This window comes from Nonomuraea sp. NPDC050556, from assembly GCF_044457355.1.
Taxonomy (GTDB): Bacteria; Actinomycetota; Actinomycetes; order Streptosporangiales; family Streptosporangiaceae; genus Nonomuraea.
The window spans coordinates 893,966-908,726 of sequence record NZ_JBITGU010000005.1 but is presented as its reverse complement, the minus strand read 5'-3'; the positions used below and the strand labels follow the sequence as shown (position 1 = coordinate 908,726).

Annotated in this window: 13 protein-coding genes and 4 pseudogenes; 7 read left to right on the top strand and 10 right to left on the bottom strand. The window is 69.0% G+C overall.

Features of this window, described 5'->3' with window-relative positions:
- Nucleotides 1-6: 6 nt before the first annotated feature.
- The 3 genes from ACIBG8_RS46595 to ACIBG8_RS46585 all read right to left on the bottom strand — a co-directional run bounded on the left by ACIBG8_RS46595 (nucleotide 7) and on the right by ACIBG8_RS46585 (nucleotide 3,338).
- Nucleotides 7-1,308, bottom strand: a complete 1,302-nt coding sequence (locus ACIBG8_RS46595; protein ID WP_397349715.1) for a hypothetical protein — start codon at nucleotides 1,306-1,308, stop codon at nucleotides 7-9.
- Between the two features lie 165 nt (nucleotides 1,309-1,473).
- Entirely contained in the window at nucleotides 1,474-2,121 is a 648-nt protein-coding gene (locus ACIBG8_RS46590) for a response regulator (protein WP_397349714.1), read from the bottom strand.
- A complete protein-coding gene (locus tag ACIBG8_RS46585; protein ID WP_397349713.1) occupies nucleotides 2,106-3,338 on the bottom strand; it encodes a sensor histidine kinase in 1,233 nt (410 codons plus the stop codon). Before ACIBG8_RS46585 ends, ACIBG8_RS46590 begins: the two co-directional genes overlap by 16 nt.
- Before the next feature lie 111 nt (nucleotides 3,339-3,449).
- Between ACIBG8_RS46585 and ACIBG8_RS46580 the strand changes: the two genes are divergently transcribed.
- Both ACIBG8_RS46580 and ACIBG8_RS46575 read left to right on the top strand, forming a co-directional pair.
- Nucleotides 3,450-3,803 (top strand): hypothetical protein, encoded by a 354-nt coding sequence (locus ACIBG8_RS46580; protein ID WP_397349712.1) that lies wholly within the window; start codon nucleotides 3,450-3,452, stop codon nucleotides 3,801-3,803.
- A gap of 12 nt (nucleotides 3,804-3,815) precedes the next feature.
- Nucleotides 3,816-4,059: pseudogene (locus ACIBG8_RS46575) on the top strand (GrpB family protein); the annotation flags it as partial.
- A 69-nt stretch (nucleotides 4,060-4,128) separates the two neighbouring features.
- Here ACIBG8_RS46575 and ACIBG8_RS46570 read toward each other — a convergent pair.
- The gene (locus ACIBG8_RS46570; protein ID WP_397349711.1) at nucleotides 4,129-4,866 is read right to left on the bottom strand and encodes a TetR/AcrR family transcriptional regulator; all 738 of its coding nucleotides are present in this window, start codon (nucleotides 4,864-4,866) and stop codon (nucleotides 4,129-4,131) included.
- Between the two features lie 94 nt (nucleotides 4,867-4,960).
- Between ACIBG8_RS46570 and ACIBG8_RS46565 the strand changes: the two genes are divergently transcribed.
- Nucleotides 4,961-6,343 (top strand): serine hydrolase domain-containing protein, encoded by a 1,383-nt coding sequence (locus ACIBG8_RS46565; protein ID WP_397349710.1) that lies wholly within the window; start codon nucleotides 4,961-4,963, stop codon nucleotides 6,341-6,343.
- Here the strand turns inward: ACIBG8_RS46565 and ACIBG8_RS46560 are convergent.
- Both ACIBG8_RS46560 and ACIBG8_RS46555 read right to left on the bottom strand, forming a co-directional pair.
- A complete protein-coding gene (locus ACIBG8_RS46560; RefSeq protein WP_397349709.1) occupies nucleotides 6,286-6,609 on the bottom strand; it encodes a hypothetical protein in 324 nt (107 codons plus the stop codon). The two genes, ACIBG8_RS46565 and ACIBG8_RS46560, sit on opposite strands and share 58 nt — an antisense overlap.
- A gap of 160 nt (nucleotides 6,610-6,769) precedes the next feature.
- Nucleotides 6,770-6,865: pseudogene (locus ACIBG8_RS46555) on the bottom strand (DNA glycosylase AlkZ-like family protein); the annotation flags it as partial.
- A gap of 113 nt (nucleotides 6,866-6,978) precedes the next feature.
- On the opposite strand from ACIBG8_RS46555, the pseudogene ACIBG8_RS46550 reads away from it, so the two are divergent.
- Nucleotides 6,979-8,367: pseudogene (locus ACIBG8_RS46550) on the top strand (histidine kinase dimerization/phosphoacceptor domain-containing protein); the annotation flags it as partial.
- Nucleotides 8,368-8,709: 342 nt separating this feature from the next.
- Here the strand turns inward: ACIBG8_RS46550 and ACIBG8_RS46545 are convergent.
- Nucleotides 8,710-9,314: pseudogene (locus ACIBG8_RS46545) on the bottom strand (DNA-binding response regulator).
- 14 nt (nucleotides 9,315-9,328) lie between these two features.
- On the bottom strand, nucleotides 9,329-10,471 hold the full coding sequence (locus ACIBG8_RS46540) for an epoxide hydrolase family protein (RefSeq protein ID WP_397349708.1): 1,143 nt from the start codon (nucleotides 10,469-10,471) through the stop codon (nucleotides 9,329-9,331).
- A gap of 252 nt (nucleotides 10,472-10,723) precedes the next feature.
- Between ACIBG8_RS46540 and ACIBG8_RS46535 the strand changes: the two genes are divergently transcribed.
- Genes ACIBG8_RS46535 through ACIBG8_RS46525 form a run of 3 tightly spaced genes read left to right on the top strand, consistent with a single transcriptional unit; the run spans nucleotide 10,724 to nucleotide 13,407 of the window.
- Complete coding sequence (locus ACIBG8_RS46535; RefSeq protein WP_397349707.1) at nucleotides 10,724-11,563, top strand: peptidoglycan-binding protein; 840 nt, start codon at nucleotides 10,724-10,726, stop codon at nucleotides 11,561-11,563.
- A gap of 30 nt (nucleotides 11,564-11,593) precedes the next feature.
- The gene (locus ACIBG8_RS46530; protein WP_397349706.1) at nucleotides 11,594-12,484 is read left to right on the top strand and encodes a peptidase inhibitor family I36 protein; all 891 of its coding nucleotides are present in this window, start codon (nucleotides 11,594-11,596) and stop codon (nucleotides 12,482-12,484) included.
- A gap of 14 nt (nucleotides 12,485-12,498) precedes the next feature.
- On the top strand, nucleotides 12,499-13,407 hold the full coding sequence (locus ACIBG8_RS46525) for a SpoIID/LytB domain-containing protein (RefSeq protein WP_397349705.1): 909 nt from the start codon (nucleotides 12,499-12,501) through the stop codon (nucleotides 13,405-13,407).
- A gap of 44 nt (nucleotides 13,408-13,451) precedes the next feature.
- On the opposite strand, the gene ACIBG8_RS46520 is transcribed toward ACIBG8_RS46525, so the two are convergent.
- Nucleotides 13,452-14,300: an NBR1-Ig-like domain-containing protein gene (locus ACIBG8_RS46520; RefSeq protein WP_397349704.1), complete on the bottom strand. Its 849-nt coding sequence runs from the start codon at nucleotides 14,298-14,300 to the stop codon at nucleotides 13,452-13,454.
- Nucleotides 14,301-14,332: 32 nt separating this feature from the next.
- Nucleotides 14,333-14,761: a hypothetical protein gene (locus tag ACIBG8_RS46515; protein ID WP_397349756.1), complete on the bottom strand. Its 429-nt coding sequence runs from the start codon at nucleotides 14,759-14,761 to the stop codon at nucleotides 14,333-14,335.

Sequence of the window (14,761 nt, the reverse complement as noted above, 5' to 3'; positions counted from 1 at the left end):
GAAACGCTAGAACCGGCTGACGTGGGCCTTCCACGCGGCCCAGAACTTCGAGTTGCGGGTGTCGACGAAGGGCTCGCTCTGCAGCTTGAGTCGGTAGAGCGAGTCGAACAGCGCGTCGGCGCCCTGCATGTTGTCGAAGGCCGGGTGGGTCAGCAGGTCCACGTAGACGGCGACGGCGGTCTCGTGGCCCTTGGCGCGAGCGAGGAAGTCGAAGATCGACCAGCCGACGGCGTAGTTGAAGTAGATCTCGTCACCGTCGTAGAAGCCCTTGTTGCGCGGTAGGTCGCCGCGCAGCAGGCCCTTGCGTATCCCGTCGCCGACCAGCGCCGCCTCGTTGGCCACCTTGCGCGGCACGCCTCGGTTTTCGAAGTAGGTGGCAAAACCCTCCACCGCCCAGGTGGGCACACCGGTGTTCATCTCCAGCGCGCCGCCCGCGCCGGGCAAGGCGATGGTCGGCTTCTGCAGCATGACGCCGATGGCGTGGGTCATCTCGTGCTTCAGCGCACTGAAGGGGTCGCCGCCCTTGAGGGAGTTGGCCAGGTTGATGATGACGCGTGCGCCGGCGTACTGCTCGATGTTGCCCTTCTCACGCAGGGTCATCTCCATGCCCTCGGTGCGGGAGGGGTCGTGCTTGCCGTACCAGGAACCGTAGTTCTTCTGGCTCTGGGTGAGGAAGACCGCGAAACCGGGCAGGGCGGCGTGCTTGCCCCACAGCGCCCTGACCTCGCGGGAGGCGCGGGCGGCGACCTTGGCGTACTTCTCGAAGTCCTTGACCGAGCTGTCGGCGGCCAGCAGGACGTCGCCCGCCTTGACGACCTTGAGGGCGTTGAGGTCCCAGGGGGCGTCGTATCGGGTGTCGGCGTCTTCGGTGTCCGGTCCGAAGTCGAGCAGCGTCCACGTGTCGCCGACCAGGCCGAAGATGTAGGTGTAGTCCGCCTCGCTGGCCACCCGGTCGAAGGACAGCTTGCTGCGCATGGAGACCTTGTAGGCGATCGGGTGCTCGTGAGTGAGGCTCTTGGTGTAGCGCTGCGGCTCGGGGACCAAGGGGTAGGGCTCGGTGACGAACTCGAGCTGCTCGAAGCCGACCTTGCGCAGGTTGGCGAAGAACATCTTCTCGTGCTTGACCAAGGCCTGGTTCGAGGGGTCCACGCCCTTCAACCAGGCGGCCTCCTCACCTGACTTCAGCGCGCCGTTGCGCCGCGCGACGAACTCCTGGGTGAAGCGGTTGTAGTCATCGGCGTTCAGGACGTTCTCGCCCCGGTCACGGCAGCCAGCGAGCAGGAGGACGGAGCCTCCGAAGGTATACAAAAACCGGCGACGCGAAAGCATGCTTCCCCCCGACAAAAGCGACAAATACCGCGTCGGATAGTAGCGGCACCCGTCCTCGTTTCGTCCTTACGCCCCGGCCACGCCAGAACGCTGTTCGGGCGGGAGCATCTTCCTCTCTGTGATCTCTTGCCTTCTTGCGTCGGGCTATGGCTTGTTCAGGTACGTCAGGACGGCTTGGACGCGGCGGTTCGTGTCGTCGTCATCGGAAATGCCCAGCTTCCCGAACATCGACGTCGTGTACTTGCTCACAGCGCTGTCGCTCAGGAACAGCCGCCGCCCAATGGCCAGGTTCGACAAGCCCTCGGCCATGAGGGCCAGCACCGAGTGCTCACGCTCCGTAAGCCGCTCAAGCCCCCGACCAGGCGGACTCCCGGACAGCAGCTTGGCGATCACCGCCGGGTCCATGGCAGTGCCCCCACCAGCCACCCGTTCCAGCGACCCGATGAACTGGTCGGCGTCGAACACGCTCTCCTTGAGCAGATATCCCACCCCACCAGACCCATCAGCCAGCAGTTCCCGCGCGTACAACTGCTCCACGTGCTGCGACAGGATGAGCACCGGCAACCCAGGCATCTCACCACGCGCCGTCAGAGCCGCGCGCAGGCCCTCATCGGACTGGTCGGGCGGCATGCGGACGTCGATGACCGACACGTCCGGGCGCCACGTGCGCAACGCGTCCAACGTCTCAGGTCCAGTGGCCGCGGTCGCCACCACCTCGTGGCCGTACGCCTCGATCAGGCGGACCATCCCGTCACGAAGGAGATAGAGGTCTTCGGCTACAACGATTCGCATGGCACCACAATCGTGACTCGGGTCGGACCACCGGCCGGGCTGGAGATCTTCACTCTGCCGTCGAAGACCGCCAGCCGCCGGCGCAGGCCCGCGAGCCCGCTGCCGGACCGCTCGTCGGCCCCGCCCCGGCCGTCGTCCTCGACCTCGACGACCAGGCCGCCCTCGTCGTTCACCAGGTGCACGCGCGCCCGCGACGCCTGGGCGTGCCGTACGGCGTTGGTCAGCAGCTCGGAGACGCTGAAATAGACGGCAGACTCGATCGGCGGGTCCAGGGTGAGGCGGCCTTCGGCGGTTACGGTCACTTCGAGTGGGATGTCCAGGGCCAGGGCGCGCACGGCGTCGAGGAGCCCTCGCTCGTTGAGTACGGGTGGGCTGATGCCTCTGATCAGCTCGCGCAGCTCGCTCAGGGAGGCGGTCGCGCCGACGCGCGCCTCCCGCATCAGCGCGGTGGCGCGCTTCGGGTCGGTCTCCATCAGCTTCTCGGCGGTCGCCAGGGACAGGCCGAGCGCGACCAGGCGAGCCTGGGCGCCGTCGTGCAGGTCGCGTTCGATCCGGCGGATCTCGGCGGCCTGCGCGACCGTCGTGTCCGCGCGCTGCGCGGTCAGCTCCTCGACGCGTCCCGCCATCATCATCGCCGCCGAAGGACGCAGGAAGCGCACGGCCATCGGCTCCAGGAGGCGCCACGCGTACGGGGCCGAGGCGACGGCCACGACCAGAGCGAGCAGCCTGTACGGCCAGGCGATCCCGAGGACCGCCACGGCCAGCCCGGCCGGTGGGATGGCGGCGACCACCCCGGCGGTGAACGGCAAGGCCAGCGTGAACCGCAGGTCCCGCCAGTTGGCCGGGTCCTTCCACCGCAGGCGCCACTTCTGGTCGAGCAGGGCGTCGCGCCGCGTGGGTTCATAGGTGAAGCCGTTCCACCAGTACCCGGTCGACATCCGCGTCACCTGCCCGGCCTCCCAGTAGCCGGGGGGGATGACCGTTCCGGTCCACCGTACGAGCAGATAACGGACCGTCCGGCAGATCGGGCGGGACAACGTGAGCGTACCCACGCACACCAGCACGAACGGCATCACCCACGACCACGGGTTCGCCGCTCCCCACCAGATCCCCCACGCCACCGCGGCGGCCCACACGGCCGGGACCAGCCCGGCGACCACCGCCACCACACACGCTCGCACGAACCCCACACCGCCGCGGGCCACCCACTGCTTCATGGCCAGCACGCTACTTGCCTCGCAGGTCAGGACGGCAGTGGGTCTAGGCCCACCCGGCAGTGGGTCTAGACGGATACCGCGGCAGCGGCTCGGTTCGTAGCGTCGGTGAGCATGGAAACCAGGATGGTGAAGAACGGCATCGCGATCTTCGGCGCGCTGAGCGCCGCGGCTCTTGTGGCGGTCGTCTCGGTGGCGGTCAGCGGGCACATGGTCAACACGTTCATGTGGGTACGGGCGATCTTGCTCCCGTTGGTGGCGGTGGTCCTCTTCTGGATGGCCGTGTCGGCCTCGCGGGGGTCTCGACGGGCTTTCGACCGCGTACGGACCGTCGCCTTGATCATGCCGATCGCGATCATCGGCGTGGACCTGATCCCCGGCGTGTGCCCACCGTGGTACGCCGCGACGCAGATCGTGTGCATGGTGCCGGTCATCGCGGTGGCGATCCTCACCAGGCGGCACAGGTAGGCCGGCGTACCTGTGATTGCGATCGAACATGTCGGCAGCACGTCCGTTCCCGGACTGGCTGCCAAGCCGATCATCGACTGCGACATCGTGGTGGCCGAGCAGGATGTCGAGGCCGCTGCGGACGTCCTGGGCGGTCAGGGACATCCTGCGCACCAACCCGAGCCTTCCCGACCAGTACGCCACGGTGAAGAATCGCGTTGGCAGGAAGGCCGCCACCATCGACGACTACGGCCGAGGAAAGAACGCAATGGTGCAGGCCATCCTCGCGGAGGCCGGTCTGACTGACGAGGATGGGTCGTGTCCCGGCGAGAGGCGGGACATCCGTTCAGAATTGACGCGACTCGGCTTTCGTGGGTGTGAAGTGGGCGATCAGGCCGTCCAGGACGCACTGGAGGCCGGTGTTGAAATCGTCGTCAGGGGTGGTGCTTCGGTTTCGCTGGGCTGCGTACAGTTGGCGTAGGCGTGGGTAGTCCTGGACGGCCTGTTCGGCGGCCGGCCACAGGTTCTCGGTCCACTCCTGTGGGCTCTGGCCGCTGCGGGCAAGCGTCGTCAGCCATGCGGCCTCGCTGGTCGAGATCCCGATGACGTACGCCATGACCACGTTCAGGGCACGGTCGGCCTCTTCCAGGGTGAAGCCTCCCTGCTCGAAGACCGCCAGCATTGACTCGTTCAGGCGCAGCACGTTCGGTCCCAGATACGCGACGCCCGCCTCGCCCTGCACCGAGACGACCCAGGGGTGGCGCAGCAGTCCCGCCCTGATGCTGTGGGCGCAGCGTGTGACGGCCGCGCGCCACCCCGCTGGATCGCCGGCCTCCGGTATCTCGGCCTCGCCGTAGATCTGGTCGACGACCAGTTCCATCAGCTCGTCCTTGTTGGCCACGTGCGTGTACATCGAGGTGGCCCCGGCGTTCAGGCGGGTGCCGAGCTTGCGCATGCTCAGGGCGTCGATGCCCTCCGCGTCCAGCAGTTGGACCGCAGCGGACACGATCTGCTCCCTGCTCAGCGGCGGCTGCTCACGCCGCGGGCGTTGCGGGCGGGCCCACACCGACGGGTACGGCTCCATGCGGTCTCCTTCACGACGCTCCTTCCGAACAGTGTACGGCTTGCGCACACTGTACCGATCTCCGTACAGTGTGCGGCGGAAAGAGGAGGGCTTTATGTCGCGATTCGAGGCCGACCACTGGCAGACCAGGTTTGATGCGCTACGCGCCGTTCATCACGTTCCGGGGGCGGCGCTGGCGGTGCTGGTGGATGGGGAGATCCACGAGCTCGCCACCGGCGTCCTGCACCGAGGCACCGGCGTGCCGGTGACCACCGACTCGGTGTTCCAGTCAGGTTCGATCGCCAAGGTGTACACGGCGACGCTGGTGATGCAGCTCGTCGACTCCGGCGAGCTGCGACTGGACACCAGGGTCGCCGATGTGCTGCCGGGCTTCGCGCTCGCCGACGCCGAGGTCGCCAGGAGCGTGACGATCGGGCAGTTGCTCAGCCATACCAGCGGGATCAGCGGGGACTTCGTCCTCGACACCGGGCGCGGTGACGACTGCCTGGCCCGTTACGTGGAGGCGTGCGCGGACCTGGGGCAGGATTGCCCGCCGGGGACCATCGTTTCCTACTGCAGCGCCGGATATACGATTCTCGGCCGCGTCGTGGAGGTGGTCACCGGCCAGACCTGGGACGAGGCGTTGCGCAGCCGGCTGCTGGAGCCGCTCGGTCTGGAGCGGACGATGACCTTGCCGGAGGAGGCGCTGCGGTTCCAGGTGGCGATGAGCCATCTCGGCGAGCTGGGGAGCGACCCTGAACCGGCGCCGGTGTGGGACATGATGCCGCGCTCGGCCGGGCCGTACGGGCGCGTTCTGGTCACTGCAGCGGACGTCGTCCGCTTCGCCCGCATGCATCTCGACGGCGGCGGGCGCGTGCTGTCGGCGGAGTCGGCTGCGACGATGCGGCGCCACGTCGTCGACTGCCTGGACGAATGGTCGTTCATGGCGAACGGCTGGGGCCACGGGTGGGCGCTGTACGACTGGGACGGCGTCGCCGGCTACGGTCACGACGGCGCTTCCGGCGGGCAGTTCTCGTACCTGCGCGTCGTGCCCGGCAGCGGCGTCGTCGCCGCGCTGCTCACCAACGGCGGCGGTGCGACCGGCTTCTTCGTCGAGCTGTTCCAGGAGCTGCTCGGCGAGCTCGCGGGGGTGCGCATGCCGGACGCCTTCGCTCCCCCCGCGGAGCCGCGCCCGGTCGATGTCGCCCCGCTCGTGGGCACGTACGAGCGGGAAGGCGTGCGCCTCACGATCTCCGAGCGGGGCGGCAGGCCGCGGCTGGGGTTGCAGCTGACCGGCGGGATGGCCGACTACGCGCCGCCGTTCGAGGTCGACCTGGTGGCGGTGTCCGACACGGTGCTCGCCATGCCCGGCCTGGGTCCCGTCAGCGTGCCGTGGCTGCCACTGGTGTTCGGGACGCTTCCGAACGGCGGGCCGTACGTCTATTTCGGGATGCGGGCGGCACCGAAGACGGTCAGGTTCGAACACCAGCGGTTGTAGCGGCCGTAGACCTCGGGCTCGCGGTCGGACAGCAGCGCTACGAGCCCCTCGGCTTCGATGGTCAGGTCGTCCCAGACCTGGTCGGGCAGGGGTGGAAGGGGGTGATCTCGATGCCTTCCTCCACCGGCCGCCACACGCCTGCCACCGCGCCGTCGACCAGTAGCGTCGGGAGGACGTCGCCGTTCGAGCGGATCGCGAGCTTGCGGGTAGGCCGGGGGGATGACGCGGCTGCGGTCGGCGTACGCCAGCAGAACGTTGTCCCACATGGGGCATGGCGTTGCGGATCCTGGGTCGGGATATGAGGGTGAACTGGGCGATGTCGGCTATCGAGGCTGGGCCGTATCCGGCCAGATAGCGGGTGATCAGGGTCCGCAATGCTGCTGGGTGCTGCGTTGACGTGGGGGCTGCGGTGAAGGCCCGCAGGAGCGTCGCCTTGACGATCCTGCGGTCGGCGAACGCCGCGTCCAGGTCCGCCGGGTCGAACCCGGCGATCCTGTTCCAGAGGGCGAGGTACGGCGAGGCCGGGTGCTGGGCTCGATGGCTTCTCGCACAAGGCGGGTGCTGAAGTTCTCGAAGAGGTGCTTGTCGCCCGACGGCGACTGCCTTACCGGGCGAACTGGCATGATTCGGTCATCATGACCTCTCGACGCGCCTGGTTGCTCGTGGCGGCCTACATCATCCTGACCATGTCAGCGCGGATCTTCTGGCAGCAGGAGATCGCGGCTTACTTCGGCCGGTCAGCGTGGCCGAGCGCGGCCGTCGTCGTGGCGCTGTTCGGTGCGGCGGCCGTGCTGGTGTGGCGGCGGTCCAGCCGCACGGCCCTGGCGGCGCTCGTGGCGCTGACCTTCGTCCCCAGCTTCTTCTTCGAGCTGTGGACCCTGGCCGGGCCGCTGGCCGCCCTGCTGCCCCTGACGTTCGGCGGGCGCAGAGGCTGGTGGATGTTCGCCGCCGTCCCCGTGACCGCGGGGGCGCTGGAGTGGCTGAACTACCCGCCGGGGTTCCCGGACGGCGAGCTGGCCCTCGACCTGATCGGCGCGCTGCTGGTCAACGTCAACGTCGCCCTCACGTTCTACGTGCTCGTACGGCTGGCAGAACTGGTCACCCACGCCGAGCACACCAAGGGCGAGCTCGCCGAGCGCGAGGTCGCCCGCGAGCGCCTGGAGCTGGCGCACGGTCTACGGCTGGCCATCGGGGACCGGCTGTCGGGCATCGTACGGCTCTCGCGGGCGGCTCCGCCGGAGCTGGAGGAGATCGCCGACCTGGCGGTTCAGGCGGGTCGCGAGGCAAGGGAGCTGGCGAACACCCAGCGTCAGCCGGTTCCCGGGACGGCCGTGGAAGCGGCGCCGGACGTGGCCGTCGAGCTGCGGATCGCCAGGCGCATGGCGGTCGCCATGGTGGTCGTCTACTCCACCCTCTTCGTCACCAACGTGCTCTACCTGGAACACAGGGCGTCCTTGTGGGTGGCCACCGGGCTGGGGGTCGCGGCGGGAGCCGTACTGTTCCTCCACCACAGCCTCCCCGGGCGGCGGGATCCGCGTGGCAGACGCTGGACCGTGACGGCTCACCTGGCCGCGGCGGGCGCCACCGAGGTCATCGTGGGCAACGCCGCGTGGCCCCTGGTGATCCTGGCGTTGGGCAGCCTCACGGTGCGCGTCCGGTTGCGCTGGGCGCTGCCGGTGCTCGGGGCAGCGGTCGTGTGGCGCTCGTTCGGGGGCGCGAACTGGATTCCCGGGCCGGAGTCTGCGATCACCGTGGATCTGTACAGCGGGCTGGCCGTCTTTCCCGGGGTGATCATGGTCTACGCGCTCAATGCGCTGCCGCAGGCCGCGTCCCTGCTCCGCCGCCTGCGTTCCGACCTTGCCGGGGTCGCGGTGGTCACGGAACGGCTGCGCGTGGGCCGGGACCTGCACGACCTGCTCGGCTTCACCACCTCGGCGATCGCGCTCAAGGCGGGGCTGGCCGAGCGTGACCCCGAGCAGATTGTCGAGGTACGGCGGCTCGCGGAGCGGGGTCTGGCCGAGGTGCATTCGCTGACCGGTCGGACGATGGAGCTGTCGGTGGCTGAGGAGCTGGAGGCGGCCCGGTCCGTGCTGACCGGGCTGGGGATCGCGGTGACCGTCGAGCGCGCGGAGGGGACGCTGCCGGAGAGCGCCGCCCTGATCCTTCGGGAGGCGGTGACCAACGTGATCAGGCACGCCGAGCCCACCTACTGCCACATCACGATCACTCCCGAGCTGCTCCGGGTGGTCAACGACGGCGCCAAGCCGTACGAGAAGGGGGGCAGCGGGCTGGCCGGGCTGGACGAGCGCACCGGCGGCGGGCTCACCACGAGCCTGGCCGGCGGCACGTTCATGCTGGCGGCCCGCCTACAGCCAGCCGGCCTCAGCGGCGATGCGGACGGCGTCGCTCCTGGTCCTGGCGTTGAGCTTGGTGACGGCCGAGGCCAGATAGTTCCGTACGGTGCCGTAGGTGAGGTGCAGGTCCTCGGCGATCTGCCGCGGTGAGGCCCCGGATCCGGTCAGCCGCAGCACGTCGGCCTCCCGGTCGGTGAGCGGGTTGTCGGCGCGGCCAGCGCGCTGTAGGCGAGCTGCTGGTCGATCGCCATGCCACCCGCAGCGATCGTGCGGATGGCGGCGACGAGATCCGCCGGGCGGCTGTCCTTGGGCAGGAACCCGGCGATCTGCGCGTCGATGCCCCGCCGCAGGTGGCCCGGCCTGCCGATGCCGGTGAGGATCAGCACCCGGCAGGACGGCAGCGCCGTACGCAGCAGAGCCGCCGCGGAGAGGCCGTCCAGGTTCGGCAGGTCGATGTCCAGGACGGCGACGTCCGGCTTGGACTCGACCGCGGCGGGGACGATCGCGTCGCCGGTCTCCACCTGGGCGACGACCTCGATGTCCGGCTCATAGCCGAGCAGGGTGACGAGCGCCTCACGGAGGATGCGGACATCCTCCGCCACGAGCACACGAATCACTGAGGCACCCTTCCCTACCTGAGGGAGGTGAAGAACTCCCGCACGTCCTCGACGTAGAGGTCCGGCACCTCCATCGCGGCGAAGTGGCCGCCGGTCTCGAACTCGGACCAGTGCACGATGTTATTGCCCCGCTCGGCGTAGCGGCGGATCGGCAGGTCCTCGGCGAAGACCGCCACCCCGACCGGGACCTTGCTCGGCGCCTTGCCCCAGGAGCTGGAGTGCGTGTTCTCCCAGTACAGGCGCGCCGACGACGCGGCGGTGCCGGTGAGCCAGTAGAGCATGACGTTGGTCAGGAAGGTGTCCTGGTCGATCGCCTCGGGGTCGTGCGACCACTCCTGGAACTTCTCGGCGATCCAGGCGAGCTGGGCCACCGGGGAGTCCCCGTGTCCGACCGCCACCGTCTGCGGCCGGGAGGCGGAGATCTGGAAGTAGCCGTTCCCGTCGCTCATGAACGCCTCCAGCCTGGCCAGCCTGGCCTTCTCCGCCTCGGTGAAGGTCGCCAGCTCCTCCTCGGGTACCGGGCCGAACGGGATGAAGCCGAAGCTGGCCGAGTTCACGTGCACGCCGATGACCCGGTCTGGGGCGATCCTGCCCATTTCTGGGGTGACGAACGAGCCCCAGTCGCCGCCCTGCACGCCGTACCGCTCGTAGCCGAGCCGGGACATGAGCTCGGTCCAGGCTCGGGCGATGCGGTCGGTGTTCCAGCCGGGCTCGGTGGTCGGGCCGGAGAAGCCGTAGCCGGGCATCGCGGGGATGACCAGGTGGAAGGCGTCCGCGGGGTTGCCGCCGTGCGAGCGGGGGTCGGTGAGCGGACCGATCACGTCGAGGAACTCGGCGATCGAGCTGGGCCAGCCGTGGTTGATCAGCAGGGGGAGGGCGTCCGGCTCCGGGGAGCGGATGTGGAAGAAGTGGACGTTCTGGCCGTCGATGGTGGTGGTGAACTGGGGGTGCTCGTTCAGGCGGGCCTCCTGCTTGCGCCAGTCGTAGCCGGTGCGCCAGTGCTCGGCGAGGGCCTTGAGGAAGTTCAGCGGGATGCCGTAGGTCCAGCCGGCGTCCGGGAGCTCGTCGAGCCAGCGGGTGCGGGCCAGGCGGTCGTCGAGGTCGTCGAGGTCGGCTTGGGGAACGGCGATCCGGAAGGCGGTGATGTCCTTGTTCATGCGCCTATCGTCCGGCGGACGGGTGTCCGGTTTGTAGGGCCTCGTGCACCAGTGTCACCTGCAAAATGCAGGTCAGGCCAAGGCCTCGGCGATCTTGTGAGCGGTGCGGGTCTTTCAGAGGACGTGTCAGGAAGGGTGTCCGCGCGTATGTAAATGCAGGTCGGACAGCCTGACAACAACGATCTCCTTGTGGACACCGGGGTGAGCCGAAAGGTTGGTTCCGCCGCACACGGATCCACCTGAGGAGTGTCGATGAAGCTGCCCCAACGCGCCGCCGCCACCATAGCCGCCGTCCTGCTGACCGGAGCCACCGGGATGTCGGCGGCGCACGCGGCCGGCGCCAAGGCGCTTCCGAGCGTGAACATGGAAGCCACCGTCAAGGCGGCCCAGATCGACCCGCGCCGGGCCGACACCACGCTGACCCCGGGTGCCAAAGCCAGCGTGCTCCTCGTCGAGCAGGCGCTGCGCGACCGGCGCCTCCTCGACGCGAAGTGGGTGGACGGCTACTTCGGCACCACGACGGTCGACGCCTACGCGAAGTACCAGAAGTCGCTCGGCCTGTCCGGGCTCGACGCCAACGGGCTGCCGGGCAAGACGTCGCTCACCGGGCTCGGCGCCGGGCGGTTCAAGGTCATCCGCACCGTCGAACCCGGCGCCCGGCTGTCCACCGGCGGCGGTTTCGTCATCAACACCCGCACGCGGAACATGCTGGCCGAGGCCCAGCGGCTGCTCGGCCGCGACCTCCAGCTCGACCAGGGCTCGTACAACCCCGGCGGCGACCCCACCTCCGCAGGCACCCACGACGGCGGCGGCGTCGTCGACATCTCGGTCGAGGGGATGAGCCCCGCCACCCGCACCGAGGTCGCCCGCGCGCTGCGCCGCGTCGGCTTCGCGGCCTGGGTGCGCAGCCCCGAGCAGGGCGACTGGCCGTGGCACATCCACGCCGTCGCCATCAGCGACACCGACCTCTCCGGTCAGGCCCAGCACCAGATCGGTGACTACTACCTCGGCATGGACGGGCTCGCCGGCCGCGGCCCGGACGACGGCCCGAAGGTGACCATCCGCACCTGGGAGGAATACCAGCGCGGCTGATCCACCCGAATTCACGAGAAGGAGAACACGATGAAGACCCTTACCACGATCCTCACCGCAGTCGCGCTCGGCGGAGCCGTACTCGCCACCACGGCACCCGCCTCGGCGGCCGCCCGTGACGGCGTCTGCGACAGCGGCGAGTTCTGTTACTACTTCAACAGCAACAACCAGGGGTCGGTCTCCGACTTCACCGCCTCGGTCGCCGACTACGCCACCACGCAGCCCACCTGTTACGACTTCAAGGGCCCTGGCGAGGGCAAGGGCAAGTGCATCAAGAACGAGGCCGCCTCGGTCTGGAACCGCAGCAGCCAGACCGTCCGCGTCTTCTACAACAGCGGCCACACCGGCACCTACCAGGACTTCGCCGCGGGCGCCAAGGGCAACCTGAACCCGACGCTCAAGAACCAGAACGCCTCGCACCTGTTCAACCCGGGATCCACCCCGTCGCCTGGGCGCAGCAACATGTCGTTCTCGCTGTACGCGCTCAGCGGCGGCTCGATCACCTGCGGCTTCGACGGCTACACCTCCACCTCCGGCAGGCACGAGGGCATCGACATCGCCCGCGGCATCGGCTCGAGCGTCAAGGCCCTGGTGTCGGGCACGATCACGAACGTCCAGCAGGGCTACAACGGCCGGGCCGGACTGTCCACGATCGCCATCTACAACGGCGCGCTGAACAAGACGGTGGTCTACCTGCACACCGCCCCGCTGTCCTCCCTGCGGGTGGGCCAGACGATCAGCCGCGGCCAGACCATCGCCACCGAGGCGTGGCACGGGGTGTCCAGCAGCGGGTCCGCGCACACCCACGTCGAGATGCGCCTCGGCCAGGTGACGCGGGCGGCCAAGAGCGTCGGCGACCCGAACCTGGAGAACCCGAACCCGACCTCGTTCTGGAACTCCCAGGGCTACAGCGTCCGATAGTGAGGAAGACACCCGTGAGGATCGTCGCCGCGATGGCGCTCGGCGTCGCCGTACTCGCCACCACCGCAACGCCCGCCTCGGCCGCCGCCCGTGACGGCAACTGCGAGACCGGCGAGTTCTGTTACTACTTCAACAGCAACAACCAGGGCTCGGTCTCCGACTTCACCGCATCGGTCGCCGACTACGCCACCAGCCAGCCCACCTGCTACGACTTCAAGGGGCCCGGTGAGGGCCAGGGCAAGTGCATCAAGAACGAAGCCGCCTCGGTCTGGAACCGCAGCAGCCAGACCGTCCGCGTCTTCTACAACAGCGGCCACACCGGCACCTACCAGGACTTCGCCCCAGGCGCCAAGGCCAACCTGAACCCCACGCTCAAGAACCAGAACGCCTCGCACCAGTTCCTGAGCTCAGCGCCCACCGGGTGCAAGAGCGACGGCTCGGACACCAGGCTGCCCACCACGATCCTCGTGTACCGGAAGTCGCTGGACCGTGTGGAGCGGGTGGAGTTCAAGACGTACGTCAAGAACGTCCTGCCCAACGAGTGGGTGTCGACCTGGCCGGCTGAGTCGCTCAAGGCCGGTGCCATGGCCGTGAAGAACTTCGGCTGGTACTGGGCGCTGCACTCGAACAAGAAGACGTCCAGCGGCCAGTGCTTCGACGTCTACGACCACACGTCGAGCCAGGTCTACAAGCCAGGCTCCGCCACGGCGGCGACCAGCGCCGCCGTGGACGCGACGTGGGGCGCCAGGCTGACGCGCAGCGGGAAGATCTTCCGGGCGCAGTACTGCGCGACGACGACGGCCTGCCGCGACTGGACCGACGGCGACTGGATGTCGCAGAACGGCTCGCGCGACAAGGCCAGAGCCGGATGGAGCTACGGCAGGATCCTGCAGAACTACTACACGGGAATCGCGCTCGGCTGATCCGTCATGAGATCCCCGCCGTGCCCGTGGGCGCGGCGGGGATTTCACTGTCCGACGATGATCTGGAAGTTGACCGGCCGGCTGCCAGGGAACACGACCGTTCCCGAGGCGTCGACCATCTTGAACCGCACGTAGCAGAGGCCCGGCTTGCGCGGGGTGGTGATGTCGGTGCGGATGTCGACCATCTCGCCGGGCTGCGTGTCCGCGATCGGCACGTCGGAGATGGTCTGGCACTGGTCGGCCTGCTGGGCGGGGTCGAGTCGGCGCAGCGAGTAGCCCTGCCACGGCACGGTCCCGGCGTTCTTGAGCCGCCACACCTTGGTCACGGTCTTGCCGGCGCCGACGGGCGTGCAGTCGGTGAGCGTGACGTCCTCGATGAACATGGCCGCGTCGCCCTTGTGCGCGGGCGGGGCGGCGGGTGGGTTGGACGAGCGCACCGGGCAGTCGGCCGGGGACAGCGCGACCGGCGACGCGGTGACGGGCGGGGTCGGGGTCAGGCTCTGCTCGCCGGGGATGTTGACGACGACGAGGACCGCTGTCCCGACGGCCACGACCGCCGCAGCCACCATGATGACCGGGCGGGTCAGCCGGGACCGCTTGGGAGGGGAAGGAGAAGGCACGCTGTCAGGCACCGATCTGATCGCGCGGTTCGCCCTCTCCCAGGGTTCGCGGTAGTCCGCCGGGTCCGCCCCGCACGCCTTGACGAACTCGACCGTCGTCTCCCAGCTCGGCAGCCGGTTGCCCTTCGTGGCTTCGTGCAACGTCGTGTGCGAGATAGCCCCCGACCGCCCGGACATCTCCCGAAAAGGCGGGTTGCCGACGGAATTGCGCAGGTCCCGCAGGGTCGCCGCGAAGTCGTCGATCGTCTCCGTCCGTGCACGGCTGTCGTCCACCGTGTGAAGCTAACAGCACCCGTGGCTGTCGCTCAACTGAATGCGTCGAGAGCTGCGGTGATCTTGCGGATCATCTCGGCCAGCTCGGGGCTGGGCTCGCCCAGGTGGGTCCTCGCGGCGAACTCGGCGGCCACGATGACGGTGGCGCGGAAGGTGTCGGCCTCGGCGGGGGCCCGGTTCCTGAGCAGGTTCATGGCCCTCGTCAGAGCGGGCAGGGCGTGGGCGGCGATCACGGCCACCGAGGCGCTGCTCAGCCGCACCCCCTTCGACCGCTCGTCGAGCACGTGACCGACCAGGACGGTCGCGGAGTACAGCGCGCCGGTCGCGGCCGGGTGTGGCGAGCCAGGAGCACCGGCTGCGGCCATCAGGGTGACGGCACCGTACGCCGCGGTCCGCAGGGTGAGCCTGTCCCTGTCGGTGAGCGCGGGCCCGGCCGCCACCGTGGTGGCGGCCGGTCGCAT

Excerpts from the sequence above, each read along its gene's own strand:
- ACIBG8_RS46580 (WP_397349712.1), top strand. The coding sequence starts at position 3,450 with ATGGAAACCAGGATGGTGAAGAACGGCATCGCGATCTTCGGCGCGCTG.
- ACIBG8_RS46570 (WP_397349711.1), bottom strand. The coding sequence starts at position 4,866 with ATGGAGCCGTACCCGTCGGTGTGGGCCCGCCCGCAACGCCCGCGGCGT.
- ACIBG8_RS46515 (WP_397349756.1), bottom strand. The coding sequence starts at position 14,761 with ATGCGACCGGCCGCCACCACGGTGGCGGCCGGGCCCGCGCTCACCGAC.
- ACIBG8_RS46540 (WP_397349708.1), bottom strand. The coding sequence starts at position 10,471 with ATGAACAAGGACATCACCGCCTTCCGGATCGCCGTTCCCCAAGCCGAC.
- ACIBG8_RS46585 (WP_397349713.1), bottom strand. The coding sequence starts at position 3,338 with ATGAAGCAGTGGGTGGCCCGCGGCGGTGTGGGGTTCGTGCGAGCGTGT.
- ACIBG8_RS46590 (WP_397349714.1), bottom strand. The coding sequence starts at position 2,121 with ATGCGAATCGTTGTAGCCGAAGACCTCTATCTCCTTCGTGACGGGATG.
- ACIBG8_RS46565 (WP_397349710.1), top strand. The coding sequence starts at position 4,961 with ATGTCGCGATTCGAGGCCGACCACTGGCAGACCAGGTTTGATGCGCTA.
- ACIBG8_RS46535 (WP_397349707.1), top strand. The coding sequence starts at position 10,724 with ATGAAGCTGCCCCAACGCGCCGCCGCCACCATAGCCGCCGTCCTGCTG.
- ACIBG8_RS46560 (WP_397349709.1), bottom strand. The coding sequence starts at position 6,609 with ATGTGGGACAACGTTCTGCTGGCGTACGCCGACCGCAGCCGCGTCATC.
- ACIBG8_RS46530 (WP_397349706.1), top strand. The coding sequence starts at position 11,594 with ATGAAGACCCTTACCACGATCCTCACCGCAGTCGCGCTCGGCGGAGCC.